This is a genomic window from Sphingobium sp. R-21 (genome assembly GCF_049913335.1).
In the GTDB taxonomy this organism is placed as follows: Bacteria; Pseudomonadota; Alphaproteobacteria; order Sphingomonadales; family Sphingomonadaceae; genus Sphingobium.
On record NZ_CP184374.1, the window covers coordinates 3,007,918 to 3,029,579 of the forward strand.

The window sequence follows — 21,662 nt, forward strand, 5'->3', positions numbered from 1 at the left end:
AGAAATGAGCAGGCGCAAGAGCATTTGGGCAAAGGCGCTGCTGGCCGCTTTGGGCGCCGGGCTGCTCCTCTTCTCCTTGCCGGTCGGGCTGGTCGAGACGGTCGTGGCATCGAGTGGCCTCAGCGAAGCCATACCGGCCGCCGCGCCGCCACTGGGGCCGAAGGCGCGGCTGCTGTTCGCGGGATTTGGCGCCGCCATGGTCCTGGGTCTGGTCTGGGCGGGGCAAAGGGAAAGGCGCGTCGCTCTGCTGACGCATGACAAGCAAGGGCGCGAAAGCGGCGCCGCAGGAGTGAGCGAAATGGGTTTTGCATTGTCGAAGCTGAACTGGCTGTCCCGCAGCCGGAGCAAAACGGGTCCGGCGCTGCGCCGGAGCGACTCGCATCCCGACGCGCCGGCACGTGCGCCGATCTTCGCCAGCCGCGACTTTGGCGGCCTCGATATCTTTACCCGCACCGCGCCGCCAGCCGAGGAGGAGGCGCAGGCCGCCCCGTCCGGCGGTCTCGCCATTTCCGGCGCGCCGGAGAAGATGACGGAGGAAACGGCCTTCGCGCGCCTTCAACAGGCATTTTCGCCGGAAAGCAGCGCCGAAACCGGCCGGGAAGCCGTCGATGCCGATCCTGCGGAGATGGCGCAGCCCGCGCGGGCGAGACCCGCTCCCATCGCGCATCTTTCGCTGGCGGAACTGACCCAGCGGCTGGAGCAGGGCCTTGCCCAGCGCAAGCGCATGGGCCGGCCCGTCTCCGTCCTGGCCGACATGCCGGTGGAAACTGCCGTTCCGGTGCGCGACGAGGTCGAACAGGGCGTGGACGAAGCCCTGCGCGCCGCTCTGGGGACTTTGCGCACCATGACTGGCCGCGCCCGGTAAACCGGCAGGCGAGGACGCGCTGAAGGGCAACCCCTCGCTCCAGATCCCTTGTTTTCCTCGATTTGCCGACCAGCGATCGGTTGCGATCGCCTGGCCATCGCCCTGATGACGCTCACCAATCTTCTATGGTGAGCGCCGACAATTCCATCCGCTCGCCATCCGGCGCCGGATGACGGCTGTCGATGCGGATGTCCGCGACGAAGTGGCCGGACAGCATCCACTCCGCCTCCTCGATTCCCTCGGCAAAGGCCGCACTCCGCTCTGCCGCGTCAGGTCCGGCCAGGGTCAGCGCGATGATGTGGCGCCGCCCCTGGAACAGCGCGCTGGCCCATGGACGGCTGGCGGCGCGCTCCACCAGGACCGTTCCTCCCGCCCGCTCGATCAGCTGCGTCATCAGACGGGGCAGGGGATCGCGCGCGCTCATGGCCTGCATGCCGTCCCGCACGCGACCGATGGCGCTTTTCCGGATGTCCATGCTTGTCATTGTCCGGCGCTCCTGCGATAGTTGTTCATGAAATGTTCCACACGTCTCCTCATTCTGTCCCCCGGCTCGCGACCTTTGCGCAGGTCGAAGACCAGCCGCGGATCGCGAACGCTCTCACGGCCGAACCTGGTGGCCGGGACGCCGTTCTCCCGCAGGAACTTCTCGACGGCACGAAGCAGCATTCCCCTGTTACTCCTTTGCTTTAGCGACTCGCCCGATGCGATCCGCAGGTTTATTCCTATCTCTTACCCTATTTCCTACTTGTCTAGGAAAAATCCTAGATGTAGAAGGAAAGCATGACAGGGCATCAGGAAGATCCGCGAATCGTGCTGGAACGGCTGATTGCCGAGCGGGGGGAGAGCTATTCCGACATCTCGCGCCTGCTGAACCGCAATCCCGCCTATATTCAGCAGTTCATCAAACGGGGCACGCCGCGAAAGCTGGATGAGGAGGACAGGCGCCTGTTGGCCCGCTATTTCGGCGTGGCGGATGAGATGCTGGGCGGATCGGCCCCGCTTGGAACACCGCCGGCCAAGCTTCGCTCCCTGCCTTCGGTGGTCAGCGTGCCGCGTCTGTCGCTGGGTGCTTCGGCCGGGCCGGGATCGCTGGACGAGGATGAGCGGGCGGCCGGCCTGATGGCCTTCGACGCCAACTGGCTCCGCCATCTGGGTGTCCGGCCGCAAAAAATATCCATCATCCGCGTCGACGGCGAATCCATGGCGCCGACGCTCAGCGACGGCGATGAGATCATGGTCAATCATGACGATGATGCAGGGCGATTGCGCGATGGCGTCTATGTGCTGCGGCTTGACGGGGTGCTGATGGTGAAGCGGGTGGCCCTGGGGCCGCGCCGGGGCTTTTTCTCCGTGCTCAGCGACAACCCACATTATCCCGACTGGATCGACATCGATCCGGCGCTGGTGATGATCGTCGGTCGGGTGGTATGGACCGGCAGACGATTGGTTTAGGCGACTGGTTAGGAGGCAGGCTTTTGAACGACAATGGCGCGGTCATCCGCAAGGCCATGGAATGGCGCGGCGCCCGGCTGGCGCTGGCGACGGTTGTATCGACCTGGGGCTCCGCACCCCGGCCGCGCGGCAGCCATATGATAGTGCATGAGGATGGCCGGTTCGAAGGCAGCATCTCCGGCGGCTGCGTCGAGGCCGACGTGCTTCAGCGCGCCGCGGAGGTGATTGCGGGCCGACCGGCGCATCTGGAGAGCTATGGCGTGGCGGATGGCGACGCCTGGGCGGTTGGGCTGCCCTGTGGCGGGGAAATCAGCGTGCTGGTCCAGCCGCTTGGCCCGGACGGCTTCGACCCCGCATTGCTGGATCGGATCGCGGCGGAGAGCGGGCAGGGCAGGGCGCTCACCTTGTCGACCGATCTGGCGACCGGCCTGACCCGCGAAGGAGTGGTAGAGGGGCAGTTCCACAACCGCTACGATCCCCCGCGCCGCATATTCATCGTGGGCGCGGTTCAGATCGCCCAGTCGCTCAGCGCGCTGGCGCAGGCGATCGGTGTCACGCCGGTGATCATCGATCCGCGGGGCCGCTTCCTGACGTCGGAGCGCTTCCCCGGCGTCGAACTGGACGACCGCTGGCCGGACGAAGCGATCGCGGCCCGTTTTCCCGGCGAATCCACCGCAATCGTGACGCTCAGCCACGACATTAAGATCGACGACCCGGCTCTGGTCGCCGCCCTGCGGGCGCCCACCGGCTATATCGCTGCCCTCGGATCGCGCAAAAGCCATGCCGCGCGGTTGGAGCGGCTGGCCGCACTGGGTTTCGCTGCAGAAGAGCTGGCGCGGATAGACGGTCCCGCCGGCCTCGATATTGGCGCGATGGGCGCGGCCGAAATCGCCCTTTCCATCGCGGCCGGCATGGTCGCCGGCTTCAACGCCAGGCGCTGATCCGATCCTGCCCAATCGGATCGCCGCTCTGGATCCCTTGTTTTCCACGATTTCTGGGCCAGCGATCCGTCCTAGCAGCACTTCCCCCCGTTTTTGCCGCCATAGCGCGCCTCCTGCCGCTCCCGGAAAAAGGCGGTGCGGTCCATCGGCGCCCGATCGGGATGATGCGCGCGCATATGCCGCAAATAGGCGTCATAATCGGGCACCCCGACCATCATGCGCGCCATCTGACGCAGCCGGTGGAGGAAGAGGCTCATTCCGCCGGCACCAGTTGCGCCGGGATTTCCCGCGCCGTGGACCCCGCCACCTTCCGCGCCGCGAGACAGGTGCGAATGGTGAAGACCAGCACCGCCAGCACCACGAACAGGAAGATCGCGACCAGCGCCGCGTCGATCCGGTCGTTGAAGATGATCTGCCGCATCTCCGCCATCGACTTGGCCGGCGCCAGCACTTCGCCCCGGCCGGCCGCGCCGCTGAATTTGGCCGCATGCGCCAGGAAACCGACCTTCGCATCAGTGGAAAACAGCTTCAGCACGCCGGCCGACAGGGTGCAGACCAGCAACCAGGCCGTCGGCACCAGCGTTACCCAGGCGTAGCGGTCCCGCTTCATCCGGAACAGCACCGCCGTCCCCAGCATCAGCGCGATGGCCGCCAGCATCTGGTTGGAAATGCCGAACACCGGCCAGAGCGTGTTCACCCCGCCCAGCGGATCGGTCACCCCCTGATGGAGGAAGAAGCCCCAGGCGGCGACGGTCAGCGCCGTCGCGACGATCCCCGGCACCATGCTCCTGCTGTCCTTGAAGCCCGGCACCACCAGCGCGATCAGGTCCTGCAGCATGAAGCGTCCGGCGCGCGTCCCCGCATCCACGGCGGTCAGGATGAACAGCGCCTCGAACAGGATCGCGAAATGATACCAGAAGGCCTTCATCGCCGGCCCGCCCACGACATGGGAGAAGATCTCCGCCATCGCCACCGCCAGCGTCGGCGCCCCGCCCGCGCGGGAGATGATGCTGTGCTCGCCCACATCCTTCGCGGTCTGCAGGATCAGTTCGGGCGAGATGGGGAAACCCATGGCAGTCACCGCCGCCGCCGCGCTCGCCGCATCCTTGCCGATGACCGCCGCCGGGCTGTTCATCGTGAAATAGATGCCCGGATCGAGGATCGACGCGCCCACCAGCGCCATGATGGCGACGAACGCCTCCATCAGCATCGCGCCATAGCCGATCATCGGCGCATCGGCTTCGCTGGCGATCAGCTTGGGCGTGGTGCCGCTGGAGATGAGGGCGTGGAAGCCCGATACCGCACCGCAGGCGATGGTGATGAACAGGAAGGGGAACAGGCCGCCCGACCAGACCGGCCCGTTGCCGCTGACGAACGCGGTTACGGCATGCATTTTGAGGGGCGGCGCCATGATGACGATGCCGATCGCCAGCGCGGCTATCGCGCCGATCTTGAGGAAGGTCGACAGATAATCGCGCGGCGCCAGCAACAGCCACACCGGCAGCACCGAAGCCACCGCGCCATAGCCGATCAATATCCAGCAAAGCTGCACCGGCGTGAAGGTGAAGACCGGACCCCAGACCGGCGAAGCGGCGATGCTCTGCCCATAGACGATGGCGGCCAGCAGCCCGACCAGCCCCATCAGCGACACTTCCCCGATGCGGCCGGGCCTGATCCAGCGCGTATAGGCGCCCATTGCCATCGCCAGCGGCACTGTCGCGGCGACGGTGAACATGCCCCAGGGACTTTCCGCCAGCGCCTTCACCACGATCAGCGCCAGTACGGCCAGGATGATGACCATGATCATGAAGGCGCCGAACAGGGCGATGGTGCCCGCCACCTGGCCCATTTCCATGCGGATCAGCTCGCCCAGCGACTTCCCGTCGCGGCGCATGGAGATGAAGAGGACCATGAAGTCCTGCACCGCGCCCGCCAGCACCACGCCCGCGATGATCCACAGCGTGCCGGGGAGATAGCCCATCTGCGCCGCCAGCACGGGGCCGACAAGCGGACCTGCCCCGGCGATCGCCGCGAAATGATGGCCGAACAGGACGGTGCGGTCGGTCGCCACATAGTCGAGCCCGTCGGCGCGGCGGATGGCGGGCGTCGGCCGCGCCGGGTCCAGCCGCATCACGTTCCGCGCGATGTACAGCGCATAATAGCGATAGGCGACGAGGAAACTGCAGGCGGCCGCCACCACGATCCACAAGGCGTTGACCGCTTCACCGCGTGATACCGCCACCACGGACAGCGACGCCGCGCCGACCATCGCCATCACTATCCAGGGTATGTGCCGGGTCATCGCTCTCTGATTGCCTGTTCGTTGGAAATCCGCACAGTAGGGCCACAGCCCTCAAAGACAATCATGTTGTCGGAGGTCGGCATCTTGTCGGGAGGCCAGCCTGCCGCTCCGCCCGCCTGCCGCGCGTGTGATGATCCGGCGGCGCGGACAGGCGCGGCTTCAGCGGATTCGCCTTCGGCATGAAAAGAACATATCATGAACATGTGCCGCCGAGTCGCATGGAGCAGATTGCATGGAAAGCCGCCCCACCCAGACCCTGTTCCGCCTGTTCTTCGCGCTGAAGCCGACAGCGCTGATCGCCCGCCAGACGGATCATTTCGCCGAAAGCATCGCTGGGGAAGCCCGGCGGGTCGCCGTGGATCATCAGCATGTGACGCTGGCGATCACCTGCGATCATGTCGATTATCCCTATGCCGTGATCAAGGCGCTGATGCGCGCCGGGACGGGCGTGATGGCGGAGCCGTTCGACCTGCGCCTGGACAGGCTCAGCATCGGCGGCCGGTCCGGCGCCTTGCGTCCATCCCGTCATGTCCCCTTGCTCGACGCGCTGCAGAAACAGATCGCGGCAGGGATGAAGGGGGCAGGGGTGATGCTGCGCCCCGGCTGGAGCTTCAGCCCGCACCAGACGCTCTTCTACCGCGACGGTCCACCGGAACAGCGTCGGGTGGAGGGCTTTGGCTGGCATGTCGACCGCTTCATGCTGATATGCAGCCATGTCGGGCGCACCCACCATGAAACCCTTGCCACCTGGACTTTGAAGGGGAGCGGACAGTACAGCCTTTTCTGACGAGCTGCAGCTTCAGCGCGGAAGCCCTTTGGATCAGTCGGAACCTGCGTCCTGGCCAATGATCCGTGGTGCCCGCACATAGCCGAAATCGCCCGTCCCCGACCAGGACCGCCCGTCGGGATAGCGCAGTTCGATGCCGGCAATGTCACGTTCGTCGGCCAGGCGCATATTGACGCCCATCATGCTGTTGCCGAACCGGGAAACCGCGCTGGCGGAGAGGGTGAAATGGGTGGTCGATCCGCATCGCCCGCAAAACTGGATTTCCGCTGCCGGATCGTCCTTGTCCTCGCGGCAATAGCTGTGCGTGACACCCTCCACCTGCACCTCGTCAGGGTGAAGATAGGCCCAATGCGCACCGGACTTGCGGCACAGCGTGCAGTTGCAGGCGTTGATGAACTCCGGACGCTTCTCGATCGTCAGGCTGATCTGGCCGCAGAGGCAGGTGATCTTCACCATGGGCCCGTTCTTACCCCTGCGTCACGCTTTCCAGCACGGCCGCGCGCAATTCGGGCAAGCCCATGCCCTTTTCGCTCGACGTCGCGATGATGTCCGGATGCGCGGCTGGCCGTTTGCGGATCGCCTCGGACACGGCCTGCTTCACTTCCGCCAGATGGCTGGCCTTCACCTTGTCGGCCTTGGTCAGGACGATGCGATAGCTGACCGCCGCAGCGTCCAGCATGTCGAGGATATCGGTGTCGACATCCTTGATCCCGTGGCGGCTGTCGATCAGCACCAGCGTCCGTTTCAGCTTCGCGCGACCCCGCAGATAGTCGTTCACCAGGAAACGCCATTTGCGCACCACGTCCTTGGGCGCCTTGGCATAGCCATAGCCCGGCATGTCGACCAGCCGGAAGCGCAGCGGGTCGCCGACGTCGAAGAAGTTCAGCTCCTGCGTCCGCCCCGGCGTGTTGGACGTGCGCGCAAGACCGTTGCGGTTCGTCAGCGCGTTCAGCAGCGATGACTTGCCGACATTGGACCGGCCCGCAAATGCCACCTCATTCACCGCCATGTCGGGCAGGAATTTGAGGTCCGGCGCGGATTTGAGGAAGGCGATGGGGCCTGCAAAGACCTTGCGCGCTTCCTCGATCAACTCAGACTGTTCCTGTTCGCTCAAATCGCCGGCCTTATTTCGCGGTCGCCGCGCTGAGTTGCGGGTGACGCTTGTAAAGCCACCATTGCTGCAACATCGACAGGCAGTTGTTGGTGATCCAGTAGACCAGCAGGCCCGCTGCGAAGGGCGCCATGATGAACATCATCATCCACGGCATGATCGCGAACACCTGCTGTTGCATCGGGTCCATCTGCGCCGGGTTCAGCTTGAACTGGAAATACATGCTGATGCCGAGCAGCAGCGCCAGCACACCGATGCCCAGGAAGGCCGGCGGGGTGAAGGGCAACAGACCGAACAGGTTGACGATATGCAGCGGGTCGGGCGCGGAAAGATCCTTGATCCACAGCACGAAGGGCTGGTGGCGCATTTCGATGGTGAGTTGCAACACCTTGTAGAGTGCGAAGAAGATCGGGATCTGGATGAAGATCGGCAGACAGCCGGCGAGCGGGTTCACCTTCTCGCGCTTGTAGAGCTCCATCATCTCCTGCTGCAGCTTGGGCTTGTCGTCCTTGTACTTCTCCTGCAGCGCCTTCATCTTCGGCTGCACCGCGCGCATCGCCGCCATGCTGGCGAACTGGCGCTGGGCGACAGGGAACATCAGGCCGCGCACCACGAATGTCAGGCAGATGATCGCCACGCCGAAATTGCCGATCACCGTGAACAGCCAGTGCAGCAGCGCGAAGATCGGCTGTTCGAACCAGTAGAACCAGCCCCAGTCGATCGCCCGGTCGAACAGCGGAATGCCCGCCCGTTCATAGGCCTGGAGCGTCTTCACTTCCTTGGCGCCGACGAACAGCCGGTTGGTCTGCGTCATTGCCTTGCCCGGCGCGACCATGACGGGCGCCAGGGCGGCGTCGGTCTGATATTGCGTGCCGTCGCCCTTGCGCATCTGGCCCGTGAAGGCGGCCTTCTGGTCGGGCACGAGGGCGGAAAGCCAATATTTGTCGGTAAAGCCGATCCAGCCGCCCGTGGACTGGAAGCTCTGCACCGCCGGACCCTTGGCCAGATCCTTGTAATTCACGTCATAATTGGCCGCGCCGTTGAAGACGCCCATCGGCCCGACATGGATCGTCCAGGTGTCGGGATCGGCCGAAGGATGCGCCCGGCTGACATAGCCATAGCTTTTGACCCCCACCGCCCCGGCGCCGCTGTTCGACACCTTCTGCTGCGCGGTGATCATGTAATTTTCGTCGATGGAGTAGCGGATTTCGAAGGTCTGCCCGACGCCGTTGCTCCACGTCAGCGTGACGGGGCTGGTCGGCGTCAGTTCCTTGGCCGTCGTGGTCCACACCGTACTGCCGTCCGGCGTCTTCACCCCTTCGCCCTGCCAGCCAAAGCCCGCAAAATAGGCATCCTTGGTGCCGCTGGGGCTGTAGAGGCGGATCGCGGGCGAATCCTTCGCGATCGTTTCCTTGTAGGTCGGCAGCACGATATCATCGATGCGTGCGCCTTTGAGGTTGATCGATCCGGTGATCTTGGGCGTGCGGATGGTCACGCGCGGACTGTCCTTCAGCACCAGGGCCAGATCACGGACCGCCGCGGCGCCCTCTGCTGCGGGGGCCGTGCCGGACGGGGTGAGCGGCGTGGTCTTGCCGCCCTCTATCCTGGTGGCCGGCGGATTGGCGGCAGGGAAGAAATGTTTGGCGACATAGGGCCAGCCGAACAGGATCGCCGCGGTCAGCAGCACCGCCAGGATGATATTCTTCTTGTCGTCCACGCTTGTCGGCTCCGCCGTGTCTCAAAAATTCACTGTCAGGGGACGGGATCGTATCCCGAACCGCCCCATGGGTGGCATCGCATTAGCCGCTTCGTGGCCAGCCAGCTACCCTTCACCGCACCATATTTGCCGATCGCCTGAATCGCATATTCGGAACAGGAGGGCGCATAGCGGCAGGACGGCGGCAAGATGCGCGACGGACCCCATTGCCAGAAGCGCGCGACCAGGATGAGAAGGCCCCCGATCACGGCTTTTCCCGTCGATGTTCTTGCTTCGGTGCCCCGTCGCTTCCGGGAGCGGGCCGTGGAGTTTTCCGGCGGGAGGGACGATGCGCTTCACCCACCGGCCGCGACATCACCTTGCCCAGCGCCTTTTCCAGCTCCTGCCGAAGCAGGGCGAAGTCGCGCTCAATACCTTCGGCGCGCCCGATCAGCACATGATCCGCCCCGGCCATGCCAAGCGCTGGCAGCAGTTCGCGCGCCAGAACGCGAAAGCGGCGCTTCATCCGGTTGCGGATGACAGCGCCGCCAATCTTTTTCGTGACCGTGATGCCGTAACGCATCGCCGGATCGCCGTCGCCGCGTTCGCGCACCAGCAGGACAAAGCCCGGCATGGGCGCACGCCGTCCGCGATTCGCCGCCAGAAAATCGGCGCGCTTGCCCATGACGGCAGGCGCGCGATCAAGCGGCGCGTCGTTCAGGCGCTCAGGCTCTTGCGGCCGCGGGCACGACGAGCGCGCAGCACGTTGCGGCCGCCGGGGGTCGCCATGCGAGCGCGGAAACCGTGACGGCGCTTCCGAACCAGATTGCTCGGCTGATAGGTGCGCTTCATCGTTCATTCCTCAAAAACTAAAAGAATCGGGCGTGACAAAAAAGGGCCGCTGGTGGGCGGCCGCATGTCAGGGGGCGTCCGATAGGCAAAAGGGACCGGCGAGTCAATGGCGGAGGAGAGAGGCAGCGCGCTTTTCGCTTTGCATGGAGCAGGAGAATCGGCTGACCCGGCGCATTCCTGAATCCAGCCGAAATCCAGCGACTATTTCTCCCGCGCAGTCGTCACCGCAGCCTTCAGCGCATCATAGCCCACGGCGCCGTTCAGCACCTGGCCCCCGATCACGAAAGTGGGCGTGCCGCTCGCCTGCAGCTTCTGCGCAAGTCCGATATTGGACTGGATCTCCGCATCATATCGGCCCCCCGTTATCGCCCCCTGCGCCGCCTTCGCGTCAATCCCGACCTTTGCCGCGGCCGCCAGGATCGTCTCGCGCGTCACCTTGCCCGCGGCATAGAGCGCGCGGTGGAAGGGCATATACTGGTTCTTCTCTGCCGCCAGCAGCGACACCTTCGCCGCGTCGATACTCTCGTCGGACAGGATCGGCAGTTCGCGATAGACGATCTTCACCCTCTTGTCCTCGCCCACCAGCCTGGCGAGATCGGGCAGCGACGCCCGGCAGTAACCGCAGGCATAGTCGAAAAACTCGACCACGGTCACATCGCCATCAGCGGCACCCTCCCACGCGCCGGCATAGGGGGTTTCGATCGTCTTGCGGCTGGCGTCGATCATGCCCGACATCCGCTTCGCCTGCAGCTTCTCGACCGCCTGCGGAATGATCTCGGGATGTTCCATGATATAGTCATGCACGATCTGCTCGATCGCGGCCTTGTCACCGGCATCGACGCGGCCCGTGCTCTGGGTGCCGAGCGCCGCGCCCGTCGCGGTGGCGGCGATGAAGGCGAAAACGCCAAGGGTCATCATGATGGTCCTGTTGGAAAGCGCCGCGCAAAAGCTGGGCCGGCTCTGGTCTGTCATCGTTTCTTTCGCTTCTGTTCGACGGCTGCGCGGGAAACCATGGCGATATCCTGCGCCCGCAGATAGTCAACCGTGCCCGGCTTCAATCCCTGCATCGCGGCATCGGCGCTGCGCAGCGCCATCTGGTCATTGCCTATCATCGAATAGCGCTCCGCCGTAGCCAGCGCGGCGCGCGGCAAATCGCCGCGATGTTCATAGACCACGCCCAACTGGTACCAGGCGAAGGGGTTTTCGCGATCGCGCGCAATCGCGTTGCGCAGCACCGTTTCCGCTTCCGCGAAATTGGCGTCATTCTCCGTAGCGATCAGCGCATGGCCCAGCAGCGTGGCGATCAGCGGCTGGTTGGTCAGCCGCACCGCCTCGCGCAGGGGCGGGATGGCGTCGGCGGGCTTGCCGCTTTCCAGCAGCACCTGCCCTTTAAGCTCCAGGAAATAGGGATCATGCGGCGCGGCGGCCAGCAGGGCGTCGACCTCGCTGAGCGCCTTGTCCGGATAGGCGCTCTTGTGCCAGGCGTAGGCGCGGGCATAATGGGCCGGGATCGACTGGTCGCTTTCGGGATATTTGAGCAGGGTCTGGTTGGGTTCCGAAACGAAGCCCACCAGCTTTGCCTTGATCCGTTCGAACCGGGCCTCCAGCTTCGGGTCCACCGGCTTGTCCCAGGCGGGATCGACCGTATAGACTTCCCGCAGCACATTGATGCGCTCGCCGGAAAGCGGGTGGGTGCGGCCATAGCTGTCGTCCTGCGGAATGGCGAGCCGATATTCCTGGTTCTGCAGCTTCTTGAAGAATTCCAGGCTGCCCTTGCCCGAAATCCCCGCCTTGCTGAGATAGCGCGCGCCGGCAAGGTCTGCGGAGCTCTCCTGCGCCCGCGAAAAGGCCAGGAACTTGCCCATCGCCGCCTGCTGCCCCAGGCCAAGGATACCCATGCCCGCTTCCGCGCCGCCCGCCGCGATCGCCGCCGCACCCAGGACCAGGCTCAGCAGGGTGATGCCGGTGGCCTCCTTCATCCCCTCGCCATAACGGATGACATGGCCGCCCTCGATATGGCCGAGTTCATGCGCGACCACGCCCTGCACCTGGTTCACATTGTCGGCGGCGGCGATCAGCCCGCTATGCACCCAGACATATTGGCCGCCCGCAACGAACGCGTTGATATTGGGATCGTTGATGACCAGCACCTGGACGTTGCGCGGCTCCATGCCCGCCGCCTGCACCAGCGGCGCGGACATGTCCGCCATGAAGGCCTCGGTCTCCGCGTCGCGCAGGATCTGCTGCGCCGCGGCCGGACGCGACAACAGGGCAATCGATGCGGCTGCAATGGCCGCGAAACGAAGCCAGCGCTTGGTCATGCCATGACGGCTGGGCATTTTTGGGCGGGGCAGGGCAGGGGAAGGGGGCTCCATCGCTGAGGGTCAATGCCTTGAACGGGCTGAACGGGTGCTGAAAGCAATTATGTAGCCTATTAAGCGGCAGGTCCAATAGCGGCTTTGGGGTGGAGAATGGCCACAAGCTCTCTCTCCCGGCACCGTTTAATCCTCAACCGAAAAGGAAAACGCCGCCGTCCGGCCGCCCCGGGGCGGCAAGACAGCGGCGTCTTTCATCCTGTGTCGGCTTATTGGCCGAAGGTGCGCTGCCACCAGCCGCGGCGCGGGCCGCCCTCGTCGCCCTCGCCCGTCGCGTCCGCTTCTCCGTCCATGGTGACCGTATCGCCGGTTTCGGGCGAAGCAGCCTCGGCGGGCGTGTCGGCCGAAGGCGCGGCCTCAGCGGCAGCGACTTCCTCGACCACCGGATCGGCCTTCTTCCGCCGCGTGCGCTTGGGCTTGGCCGGAGCCGCGTCGGCGGCCGGCGCTTCCGGCGCAGCTTCGGCGGCTGCGGCTTCGTCCGCTACCGGCTCAGCCTTCTTGCGACGGGTCCGCTTGGGCTTGGCCGGCGCCTCTTCAGCAACGGGTGCTTCCGGTGCCGCCTCGACGGGCGTTTCCGCAGCGGCTTCAACCGCCTCGGCGGCGGGGGCGGCGCTTTCCTTCGCCTTGCGGGCACGGGGGCGACGCCGGGTCTTGGGTGCCTCTTCCTCGGCAGCCGCCTCTGACGCGGCTTCCGCCACAGGCTCCTGGGCGATTTCGGCTTCGACGGCTTCGACCGCTTCCTCGCCGGCAACAGAGCCTTCGCTCACGGCGTCCTCACCGGCCTCGCGACGACGGCGTCCACCCCGGCGACCGCGACGGCCGCGGCGACGGCCCTCGCCCTCCGCTTCGGCGGCGGCGTCAGCCGAAACAGTCTCGGCCTCCCCTTCGGTCTCGCCTTCCTCTTCGGCTTCGTCGGCCTCTTCACCGGTCTCGCCCTGGATCTCGGATTCGGCGCGATTTTCGTCGCGCTGCCCACCGCGCCGACGACGGCGGCGACGGCGGCGTCGGCCGCCTTCACGGTCCTCGCCCCGCTCGGCGCGTTCCTCCTGCGCGGCTTCGACCTCTTCGATTTCTTCCTCGTCCAGTTCCTCGACGACGTCGAGATCGTCATCCTCCTCCACGATCGGCGTATAGTCGACCACCCGCTCCGGACGCGGCCCGCTGGCCTCGACCGACATGCGCGCGCCCTCTACCTCGCCATCGGGCAGGATGGCGATGCGCACGCCATAGCGCTGCTCGATCTCGTCCAGCTCGTGGCGCTTGTTGTTGAGGACGTAGAAGGCCGCTTCCTGGCTCGCGCGCAGCGTGATCAGGTTGCCGCGACCACGCGCCGCCTCCTCTTCCAGCATGCGCAGCGCGGAAAGGCCCGCCGACGAAGCGGTGCGGACCAGCCCCGTGCCCTCGCAATGCGGGCACTGGCGCGTGGAGGCTTCAAGGACGCCGGTGCGCAGCCGCTGGCGGCTCATTTCCATGAGGCCGAAACCGGAAATACGGCCGACCTGGATGCGGGCGCGATCGTCCTTCAGCGCCTCCTTCATCGCCTTCTCGACCTTGCGGATGTTGGAGTTCATCTCCATGTCGATGAAGTCGATGACGACCAGACCCGCCATGTCGCGCAGGCGGAGCTGACGCGCGATCTCGCGGGCGGCTTCCAGATTGGTGGCGACGGCGGTCTGCTCGATGCCATGCTCGCGGGTCGAACGGCCGGAGTTGATGTCGATCGACACCAGTGCCTCGGTCGGGTTGATGACCAGATAGCCGCCGGACTTGAGCTGAACGACGGGATTGTACATCGCCGCGAGCTGATCCTCGACGCTGGCGCGCTGGAACAGCGACACGGCATCGGCATATTGCTTCACCCGGCGCGCATGGCTGGGCATCAGCAGCTTCATGAAGTCCTTGGCCGCCTTATAGCCATATTCGCCCTCGACGATGACCTCTTCGATATCCTTGTTGTAGATATCGCGGATCGCCCGCTTGATGAGGTCGCTGTCATTATGGATCAGCGCGGGCGCGTCGGACTTCAGCGTCTTTTCGCGGATTTCGTCCCACAGCCGGGCGAGATAGTCGAAGTCGCGCTTGATCTCCGGCTTGGTGCGCTGCAGGCCGGCGGTGCGAACGATGCAGCCCATGGTCGAGGGCAGCGCCATCTCCGCGATGATCGACTTCAACCGCTTGCGGTCGGCGGCGTTCGAAATCTTGCGCGAAATCCCGCCGCCATGCGACGTGTTCGGCATCAGCACGCAGTAACGGCCCGCCAGCGACAAATAGGTGGTCAGCGCCGCGCCCTTGTTGCCGCGCTCCTCCTTGACGACCTGCACCAGCAGCACCTGGCGGCGCTTGATGACGTCCTGGATCTTGTAGCGGCGGCGCAGCGCCATGCGCTTGCGGCGCAGTTCGTCGGCGGCTTCGTCGCCCTTGCCGCGGCGGCCACGGCCACCCTTGTCATTCTCGGGCGCTTCCTCACCATGCTCCTCATCGTCGTGATGATGGGTCGCCTCGACCACTTCCAGGCCCCCATCGGCGGCCGGATGATCGTCGTCATCGTCGAAATCGGCACGCAGCGCGGCCTCTTCCTCGGCATGCTCGCGCTCCTCGCGCAGCAGCGCTTCGCGGTCCTCGCGGGGGATCTGATAATAGTCGGGATGGATTTCACTGAAGGCCAGGAAGCCGTGGCGGTTGCCGCCATAATCGACGAACGCCGCCTGCAGCGACGGCTCTACGCGCGTGACCTTGGCGAGGTAGATATTGCCCTTGAGCTGCTTGTGCTCGGCCGATTCGAAATCGAACTCCTCGATCCGGTTACCTTTGACGACCGCGACCCGGGTTTCTTCCCGGTGGCGCGCATCGATCAGCATACGCATTGTCATTCATTGTTCTCCGGCGCTGGCGGCCGACGGCACTGGGCCGGGCTGCCGCGCGATAGTAAGGGGGCGGCGCGAGTTGCTGCATCGCCCGGTTTGGTTTGGAAAATTGCGTGTCTGCTGCCGGGGCAGGGCCGGACCATGTGCCGGACACCACCAACCACGCCGCATCGCCCGGGATCGGGTTCAGCGTCGATTGGAAATCATGCCTCATGCAGCGTCAACCTGTTCGTGCATCGATACTGGCGTATCCGCCTGCCGATGCCATCGTGAATATCCAAAAAAGAACGGTCGCCCGATAAAGGCACGCCTTCTAAGGAATATGATTGGGTAGCAGTCAAAACCGCAGGGAGCAACGGCCCCTGGAAATATTGTTTCGCGCCAGCGGCACTTTGCTCCCAATACATCCTGCCGTTTATCGCCATCATGGTTAAGATTGGATTAAGCGGCCTGTTCGGCAATGCCCCGTCTCACAATGCCGCCCGCGTCGCGAACGGGAAGCGACGAGGTGAAAATTGCGCTGGACGGCGCCGGGCCGCGCGGTGCACAAGCGGCGCATGCTTCAAAGTCTTGCGCTCGCAAGCATGATCCTCTCGGCTGCGCCCGCTTCCGCTGATGGCCTTGATGGCGATCGGCCCGGCCTGCGCTTCGACGTGCCCGCGCACATGGCGCCTCGTCCGGCGAAGCGGCTCCACAGCATCACCGTTCCGATCCCTCCCGTGGCCCGTGGTGTCTCGCTTCCGCCGGTGGAGGGGCCGCGCGACGCGTCGCGTCCGCTGGTGGTGATTGATGCCGGTCATGGCGGCCATGATCCTGGCGCAGTCAACCGCGAGACTGGCGAGCGCGAGAAAGATGTGACGCTGGCCATCGCGCAGGCGATCCGCGATGAACTGGTGAAGTCGGGCAGGGTCCGCGTCGCGCTGACCCGCGACGACGACCGTTTCCTGGTGCTGCAGGAACGCTACGGCATCGCGCGCCAGCTCAACGCGGACCTGTTCATTTCCATCCACGCCGATTCGGCCGATAACGACAAGGCGCGGGGCGCAACCGTCTATACCCTGTCCGAAACCGCCTCCGACCGGGAGGCATCGCGCCTCGCCGCGCGCGAGAACAAGGCGGATGTGTTGAACGGCATCAACCTGGGCGGCCAGTCGGGCGATGTCTCGTCGATCCTCATCGACCTGACGCAGCGGGAATCGATGAACGTTTCGGTGGCCTTCGCCCGGCTGCTCCAGCGCGAAGCGGCGCCCTATGTCCCGTTCCGCGGCAATGCGCACCGCTTTGCCTCGCTGATGGTGCTGAAGGCGCCCGATACGCCGTCGGTGCTGTTCGAAACCGGCTATCTCTCCAACAGCGCCGATGCGGCTTTCCTGGCGTCGAGGGAAGGGCAGGCGAACATCGCCCGGGGCGTGGCACGCGCCATCGAAGTGCATTTTGCGCGCAAGCTGGCGGCGGGCAGGGACCGGGGTGGTTAGCCAGGCGCGCGGCGGACGCGACATATCCCGCCACCGGCATTCCACTCTGGCGCTTCCCCGATTTTGACCTTACAGCCCGACCATCATGGAAGAGGCACGCCCCCAACACGCCGCATCATCCTTTGCTCAGCGCCTGCCTCGTGGCCTGAGCGGTTTTCGGCAGCGCCTCCAGCCCCATTGGGACAGGCGCTGGTTCCGCTGGATCGCGATCGGCCTTGGCGGTCTCCTGCTCGCTTATGCGCTGTTCTGGCTCATCTTCGCGCGCGGCCTGCCCGATGCGGCGACGCTGCTGGAATATGAGCCGCCCCTGCCGACCATAGTGCGCGACACCAACGGCCAGCCGGTCCACAGCTATGCCCGCGAACGGCGCGTGCAACTCCAGTACAGCGATTATCCTCCGCTCCTTATCCGCGCCTATCTGTCGGCGGAGGACAAGACCTTTTTCGAGCATCATGGCGTCGACATCCCCGGCTTCATCGGCGCGGTTTTCGACTATGCGACCAAGATCGGATCGGGGCAGCGCGCCCGCGGCGGCTCCACCATCACGCAGCAGGTGGCCAAGAACCTGCTGATCGGCGACGAATATTCGCCCACGCGCAAGGTGAAGGAAATGATCCTCGCCTATCGCATGGAGGGCGTGCTGTCGAAGCAGCAGATATTGGAACTCTACCTCAACCAGATATTCCTCGGCCGCAACGCCTATGGCGTGCAGGCTGCGGCCCGCGCCTATTTCAACAAGGATGTGGCCGACCTCAAGCTGCACGAAATGGCCTATCTGGCGATCCTGCCCAAGGGACCGGCCAATTACCGCCCGGAAAGCCCGACCGGCCACGAACGCGCGCTGGAGCGTCGCAACTGGGCGCTGGGGGAAATGTACAAAAATGGCTGGATCACGGGGGCGCAGCGGAACGAGGCGCAGGCGCAGCCGCTCGGCACCGTGGCCGCGCACGGCTCCAGCTTCGATGCGCGCGCCGGCGGCTATTATATGGAGGAGGTGCGCCGCCGCCTGATCCAGCTTTTCGGGGAGAAGGCGGAGGATGGCCCCAACAGCGTCTATGCCGGGGGCCTCTGGGTGCGCAGCCCCTATGACCCGAAGATCCAGGACCTGACGACGACGGCGCTGCGCAACGGCCTGCTGCGCTTCGACGCGGGCAAGGGCTGGTCCGGGCCGGTCGCCAAGATCGACATGGATCGCGGCTGGCAACGGGAACTGGCGGCGAGCTATATCGACGTCGACTATGCGGGATGGCGCGTCGCCGTGATCGTCAGTCGCGATTCCTCCTCGGCGCAGATCGGCTTTTCGGACGGTTCGACCGGCACGCTGCCTGCCGACGCCGCCCAACTGCCCTATCGCAAGACAGGCGGACCAGCCTTTGCCGCGATGGCGCCGGGCGACCTGATCGTGGTGGCGCGCAACGGATCGGGCTGGGCGCTGCGCAACGTGCCGGAAGTTTCCGGCGGCATGGTGGTGGAGGAAACCCATTCGGGCCGCGTCCGCGCCATGCAGGGGGGCTTCGACAACCGCCTCTCCTCCTATAACCGCGCCACCCAGGCCATGCGGCAGCCGGGATCGACCATCAAGCCCTTCGTCTATGCCGCCGCGCTGGACAACGGCATGACGCCGGCCTCGATCATCGTCGATGGCCCGCTGTGCGTCTATCAGGGCGCGGGCCTCGGCCAGAAATGCTTCCGCAACTTCTCCGGGGGCAGCGCCGGGCCGCAGACGATGCGCTGGGGCGTCGAACAGTCGCGCAACCTGATGACCGTGCGCGCTGCCAGCCAGACCGGCATGGACCGCGTCGTGCGTACGATAAAGGCGATGGGGATCGGCGATTACCAGCCCTATCTCTCCTTCGCCCTGGGCGCGGGCGAAACCACGGTGGAGCGCATGGTGAACGCCTATGCCATGCTGGCCAATCAGGGGCGGCAACTCAGCCCCAAGCTGATGGATTATGTGCAGGACCGTCGCGGCAAGGTGATCTGGCCATTGCGCTGGCGTGCCTGCGATGGCTGCAACATGGCCAATTGGGATGGCAAGCCCATGCCGCGCTTCGGTTTCGAGGGGCGCCAGGTGATGAACCCCATGACCGCCTATCAGGTCGTCCACATCACCGAAGGCGTGATCCAGCGCGGCACCGCTACCGTGCTGGCCGACCTCAAGCGCCCGCTGTTCGGCAAGACCGGCACGACCAACGGCCCGACCAATGTGTGGTTTGTCGGCGGATCGCCGGACATCGTGGCGGGCGTCTATATCGGCTATGACCAGCCGCGCAGCCTGGGCGGCTGGGCGCAGGGCGGCCGCGTCGCCGCGCCGATCTGGAAGGCGGCGATGACGCCGGTCCTGGAAACCATGCCCAAGACGCCTTTCATCGCGCCGGCCGGCATCCGCATGGTCACGATCGACCGCCGTTCGGGCAAGCGCGTCTACGGCGTCTGGCCGACCGACGAGCCCAAGCCCGCCGTGATCTGGGAAGCGTTCAAGCCCGAATCCGAACCGCGCCGATCGATCCGCAAGGAGGAGGTCGCCGCCCAGGACAAGGCCGCCGCCCGCATCGAAGCGACGGTTCAGCATCGTCAGCGCACCGACAGCGACTTCCTGCAGGACCAGGGTGGGATTTACTGATAGCGGTCAGGATGGCGAGCAGACAGGGGTTCCCGGTGCCCCTTTCCCGACCCTGACTCGGAGCAATAGGGTGCCCAACGGCAACAGCGTCCCACAAAAAACATCCTATTTCTCCAGCGGGCTGCCATTCAGCCTGTCCTATTCCGCCTTCACCGCTCTATCCCGCATCCCTCTTTGAAACGTCCGATGAAAACCCCGCCCAGGCACACGCGCGCCCGGGCACGCGCGCGCATACACTGTGAACTTCGACGCAAAACGGCCATTTCCCGCCAATCCTTCCGTGCAGGTCGGCAAGGATTGAATCTTCCCAAATCGGCCGCCCTCGGATAGGGGCAGGCATTTGATGCGTTTGCCGGTCTAGAAGCCAAGCGCCCGACATTCTGGAGATGCCCCATGCGCGCCGAAGCGCAGCAATATATTGACCGCATTGACGCCGCGCTGGATCTGCTGCGCCGCTTCCTTGACTGGGATCGCGCCCTTCGTCGCCTCGATGAGCTGAACGCCCGGGTCGAGGATCCGACCCTGTGGGACAATCAGAAGCTCGCGCAGGAGGTGATGCGCGAACGCACCCGGCTCGAGGCCGCGATCGGCGCGACCCGTGCGATCGAGAGCGAGAAGAACGACACCGCCGAACTCATCGAAATGGCAGAGGCGGAGGGTGACGAGGATATGGTGAGCGAAGCCATCGCTTCGCTCAAGGCGCTGGCCGACCGCGCCGATGAGGACAAGATCAGGGCACTGCTCGCGGGGGAGGCCGACGCCAGCGACACCTATCTCGAAATCCACGCCGGCGCCGGCGGGACGGAAAGCCAGGACTGGGCGGAAATGCTCAGCCGCATGTACCGTCGCTGGGCGGAGCGCCGCGGCTACAAGGTCGAACTGGTCGACTATCAGGCCGGCGACCAGGCGGGCATCAAGTCCGCCACCTTCCTGTTCAAGGGCGAGAATGCCTATGGCTACGCCAAGACGGAGAGCGGCGTGCATCGCCTCGTCCGCATCAGCCCCTATGACAGTTCGGCGCGCCGCCACACCAGCTTCTCGTCGGTCTGGGTCTATCCGGTGATCGACGACAATATCGATATCGAGATCAACGAAAGCGACCTCAAGATCGATACCTATCGCGCATCGGGCGCAGGCGGCCAGCACGTCAATACCACCGACTCCGCCGTTCGCATCACCCACGTTCCCTCGGGCATCATCGTTGCCTCCCAGAATGACCGCTCGCAGCACAAGAACCGCGCGACCGCGATGAACATGCTGAAGGCGCGCCTCTACGAGGCGGAACTGCGCCGGCGCGAGGAAGCCGCTTCGGGCGAATATCAGGCCAAGACCGAGATCGGCTGGGGCCACCAGATCCGTTCCTATGTGCTTCAACCCTATCAGCTCGTGAAGGATCTGCGCACGGGCGTCACATCGACCTCGCCCGACGACGTGCTCGACGGCGCTCTCGATCCCTTCATGGCGGCCGCCCTGTCGCAGAAGGTGACGGGCGAGAAGGTGGATGTGGAGGATGTCGACTGATGAAGGCCCCGGCGCTGGCGGGCTGCTTGCTCCTGCTGGCGGGCTGCGGCCCGTTTTCGTCGGACCGCAATGGCGACCGCGCGCCGGGCGCGCGCGCCTTTCCCCGCGCCGACCGTCCGGTCGCGCCGATCGTGTCCACCCGCTGGTCGAGCGAGGAAGCGCGCGACCGGGTGAACGAAGCGGAAGACATCATGAACCGCGCCGGCATCCATCCCGGCATGACAGTGGCGGATATCGGTGCAGGCGAGGGCTATTATACCGTGCGGCTCGCCAAGCGGGTGGGGGATGGCGGCCGCGTCCTGGCGGAGGATATCATGCCCGAAGTGATCGAGGCCCTGTCCCGCCGCATCACCCGTGAGAACTGGCGCAACGTCAGCGTCCGCCTGGGCGCACCGGAAGATCCGAAACTGCCTGCAAACAGCTTCGACCGCATCCTCATGGTCCACATGTACCATGAAATCGCGGAACCCTACGCCTTTCTCTGGAATCTCAGTCCCGCGCTCAAGCCGGACGGCGAACTGATCGTGGTCGACGCCAACCGACCGACCGACCGGCATGGCACGCCGCCGCGCCTCCTGTCCTGCGAACTGGCGGCCATGGGTTTCCGTTTGGAGGAACTGGTGCCGAAACCCACGGCCGGCGGCTATTTTGCGCGGTTCAAGCGCGTTACCGCCCGGCCGGAACCCTCCTCCATCGTCCCTTGCGCCCTCCGACCCTGAGCTCCCTGATGCCGCGAGGCTTTCCATGCGTATCACGGATGATGGACGGATGGCGATTCTTCACACGCTTGACGATCGG

General features: G+C 65.2%; 21 protein-coding genes. 8 read left to right on the forward strand and 13 right to left on the reverse strand.

Annotated features, from left to right (window positions below):
• The first annotated feature begins 4 nt into the window (after positions 1-4).
• Positions 5-865, forward strand: coding sequence for a hypothetical protein (locus ACN9MX_RS14490; protein WP_426387178.1), 861 nt, complete (start codon positions 5-7; stop codon positions 863-865).
• Positions 866-977: 112 nt separating this feature from the next.
• Here the strand turns inward: ACN9MX_RS14490 and ACN9MX_RS14495 are convergent, their stop codons facing one another.
• Positions 978-1,340 (reverse strand): hypothetical protein, encoded by a 363-nt coding sequence (locus tag ACN9MX_RS14495; RefSeq protein ID WP_426387519.1) that lies wholly within the window; start codon positions 1,338-1,340, stop codon positions 978-980.
• Between the two features lie 5 nt (positions 1,341-1,345).
• Positions 1,346-1,531, reverse strand: coding sequence for a hypothetical protein (locus ACN9MX_RS14500; protein ID WP_133653459.1), 186 nt, complete (start codon positions 1,529-1,531; stop codon positions 1,346-1,348).
• Positions 1,532-1,645: 114 nt separating this feature from the next.
• On the opposite strand from ACN9MX_RS14500, the gene ACN9MX_RS14505 reads away from it, so the two are divergent.
• Both ACN9MX_RS14505 and ACN9MX_RS14510 read left to right on the forward strand, forming a co-directional pair.
• Positions 1,646-2,317: a S24 family peptidase gene (locus ACN9MX_RS14505; RefSeq protein WP_363738936.1), complete on the forward strand. Its 672-nt coding sequence runs from the start codon at positions 1,646-1,648 to the stop codon at positions 2,315-2,317.
• Between the two features lie 23 nt (positions 2,318-2,340).
• The gene (locus ACN9MX_RS14510) at positions 2,341-3,258 is read left to right on the forward strand and encodes an XdhC family protein (protein WP_426387179.1); all 918 of its coding nucleotides are present in this window, start codon (positions 2,341-2,343) and stop codon (positions 3,256-3,258) included.
• A gap of 71 nt (positions 3,259-3,329) precedes the next feature.
• Here the strand turns inward: ACN9MX_RS14510 and ACN9MX_RS14515 are convergent, their stop codons facing one another.
• Positions 3,330-3,515: a YbdD/YjiX family protein gene (locus tag ACN9MX_RS14515; RefSeq protein ID WP_133653456.1), complete on the reverse strand. Its 186-nt coding sequence runs from the start codon at positions 3,513-3,515 to the stop codon at positions 3,330-3,332.
• Entirely contained in the window at positions 3,512-5,560 is a 2,049-nt protein-coding gene (locus tag ACN9MX_RS14520; RefSeq protein ID WP_426387180.1) for a carbon starvation CstA family protein, read from the reverse strand. Before ACN9MX_RS14520 ends, ACN9MX_RS14515 begins: the two co-directional genes overlap by 4 nt.
• A 232-nt stretch (positions 5,561-5,792) precedes the next feature.
• Between ACN9MX_RS14520 and ACN9MX_RS14525 the strand changes: the two genes are divergently transcribed.
• Entirely contained in the window at positions 5,793-6,347 is a 555-nt protein-coding gene (locus ACN9MX_RS14525; protein ID WP_363739308.1) for a 2'-5' RNA ligase family protein, read from the forward strand.
• 33 nt (positions 6,348-6,380) lie between these two features.
• On the opposite strand, the gene ACN9MX_RS14530 is transcribed toward ACN9MX_RS14525, so the two are convergent.
• From ACN9MX_RS14530 to ACN9MX_RS14570, 9 genes are all read right to left on the reverse strand, one after another.
• Entirely contained in the window at positions 6,381-6,803 is a 423-nt protein-coding gene (locus tag ACN9MX_RS14530) for a GFA family protein (RefSeq protein ID WP_363739310.1), read from the reverse strand.
• A 10-nt stretch (positions 6,804-6,813) separates the two neighbouring features.
• Positions 6,814-7,461, reverse strand: coding sequence for a ribosome biogenesis GTP-binding protein YihA/YsxC (gene yihA, locus ACN9MX_RS14535; RefSeq protein ID WP_426387181.1), 648 nt, complete (start codon positions 7,459-7,461; stop codon positions 6,814-6,816).
• Between the two features lie 10 nt (positions 7,462-7,471).
• Positions 7,472-9,175: a membrane protein insertase YidC gene (gene yidC / locus ACN9MX_RS14540; protein ID WP_363753075.1), complete on the reverse strand. Its 1,704-nt coding sequence runs from the start codon at positions 9,173-9,175 to the stop codon at positions 7,472-7,474.
• A gap of 35 nt (positions 9,176-9,210) precedes the next feature.
• Complete coding sequence (yidD, locus tag ACN9MX_RS14545) at positions 9,211-9,423, reverse strand: membrane protein insertion efficiency factor YidD (protein ID WP_133653450.1); 213 nt, start codon at positions 9,421-9,423, stop codon at positions 9,211-9,213.
• Positions 9,420-9,839, reverse strand: coding sequence for a ribonuclease P protein component (gene rnpA, locus ACN9MX_RS14550; RefSeq protein WP_363739317.1), 420 nt, complete (start codon positions 9,837-9,839; stop codon positions 9,420-9,422). Before rnpA ends, yidD begins: the two co-directional genes overlap by 4 nt.
• Before the next feature lie 32 nt (positions 9,840-9,871).
• Positions 9,872-10,006 carry a 50S ribosomal protein L34 gene (gene rpmH / locus ACN9MX_RS14555; RefSeq protein WP_007683189.1) on the reverse strand — a complete coding sequence of 45 codons (135 nt, stop codon included), beginning with the start codon at positions 10,004-10,006 and terminating at the stop codon, positions 9,872-9,874.
• Between the two features lie 201 nt (positions 10,007-10,207).
• The gene (locus ACN9MX_RS14560) at positions 10,208-10,978 is read right to left on the reverse strand and encodes a DsbA family protein (protein ID WP_426387182.1); all 771 of its coding nucleotides are present in this window, start codon (positions 10,976-10,978) and stop codon (positions 10,208-10,210) included.
• Positions 10,975-12,327, reverse strand: a complete 1,353-nt coding sequence (locus ACN9MX_RS14565) for a M48 family metalloprotease (RefSeq protein ID WP_426387183.1) — start codon at positions 12,325-12,327, stop codon at positions 10,975-10,977. Before ACN9MX_RS14565 ends, ACN9MX_RS14560 begins: the two co-directional genes overlap by 4 nt.
• A gap of 263 nt (positions 12,328-12,590) precedes the next feature.
• Positions 12,591-15,251, reverse strand: a complete 2,661-nt coding sequence (locus ACN9MX_RS14570) for an Rne/Rng family ribonuclease (protein WP_426387184.1) — start codon at positions 15,249-15,251, stop codon at positions 12,591-12,593.
• Between the two features lie 509 nt (positions 15,252-15,760).
• On the opposite strand from ACN9MX_RS14570, the gene ACN9MX_RS14575 reads away from it, so the two are divergent.
• The 4 genes from ACN9MX_RS14575 to ACN9MX_RS14590 all read left to right on the forward strand — a co-directional run bounded on the left by ACN9MX_RS14575 (position 15,761) and on the right by ACN9MX_RS14590 (position 21,583).
• Entirely contained in the window at positions 15,761-16,720 is a 960-nt protein-coding gene (locus ACN9MX_RS14575; protein WP_426387185.1) for an N-acetylmuramoyl-L-alanine amidase family protein, read from the forward strand.
• A gap of 85 nt (positions 16,721-16,805) precedes the next feature.
• Positions 16,806-19,343, forward strand: a complete 2,538-nt coding sequence (locus tag ACN9MX_RS14580; protein ID WP_426387186.1) for a penicillin-binding protein 1A — start codon at positions 16,806-16,808, stop codon at positions 19,341-19,343.
• A gap of 393 nt (positions 19,344-19,736) precedes the next feature.
• Positions 19,737-20,864: a peptide chain release factor 2 gene (gene prfB, locus ACN9MX_RS14585; RefSeq protein WP_363739329.1), complete on the forward strand. Its 1,128-nt coding sequence runs from the start codon at positions 19,737-19,739 to the stop codon at positions 20,862-20,864.
• Positions 20,864-21,583 carry a class I SAM-dependent methyltransferase gene (locus tag ACN9MX_RS14590; RefSeq protein ID WP_363739330.1) on the forward strand — a complete coding sequence of 240 codons (720 nt, stop codon included), beginning with the start codon at positions 20,864-20,866 and terminating at the stop codon, positions 21,581-21,583. Before prfB ends, ACN9MX_RS14590 begins: the two co-directional genes overlap by 1 nt.
• Positions 21,584-21,662 lie beyond the last annotated feature (79 nt).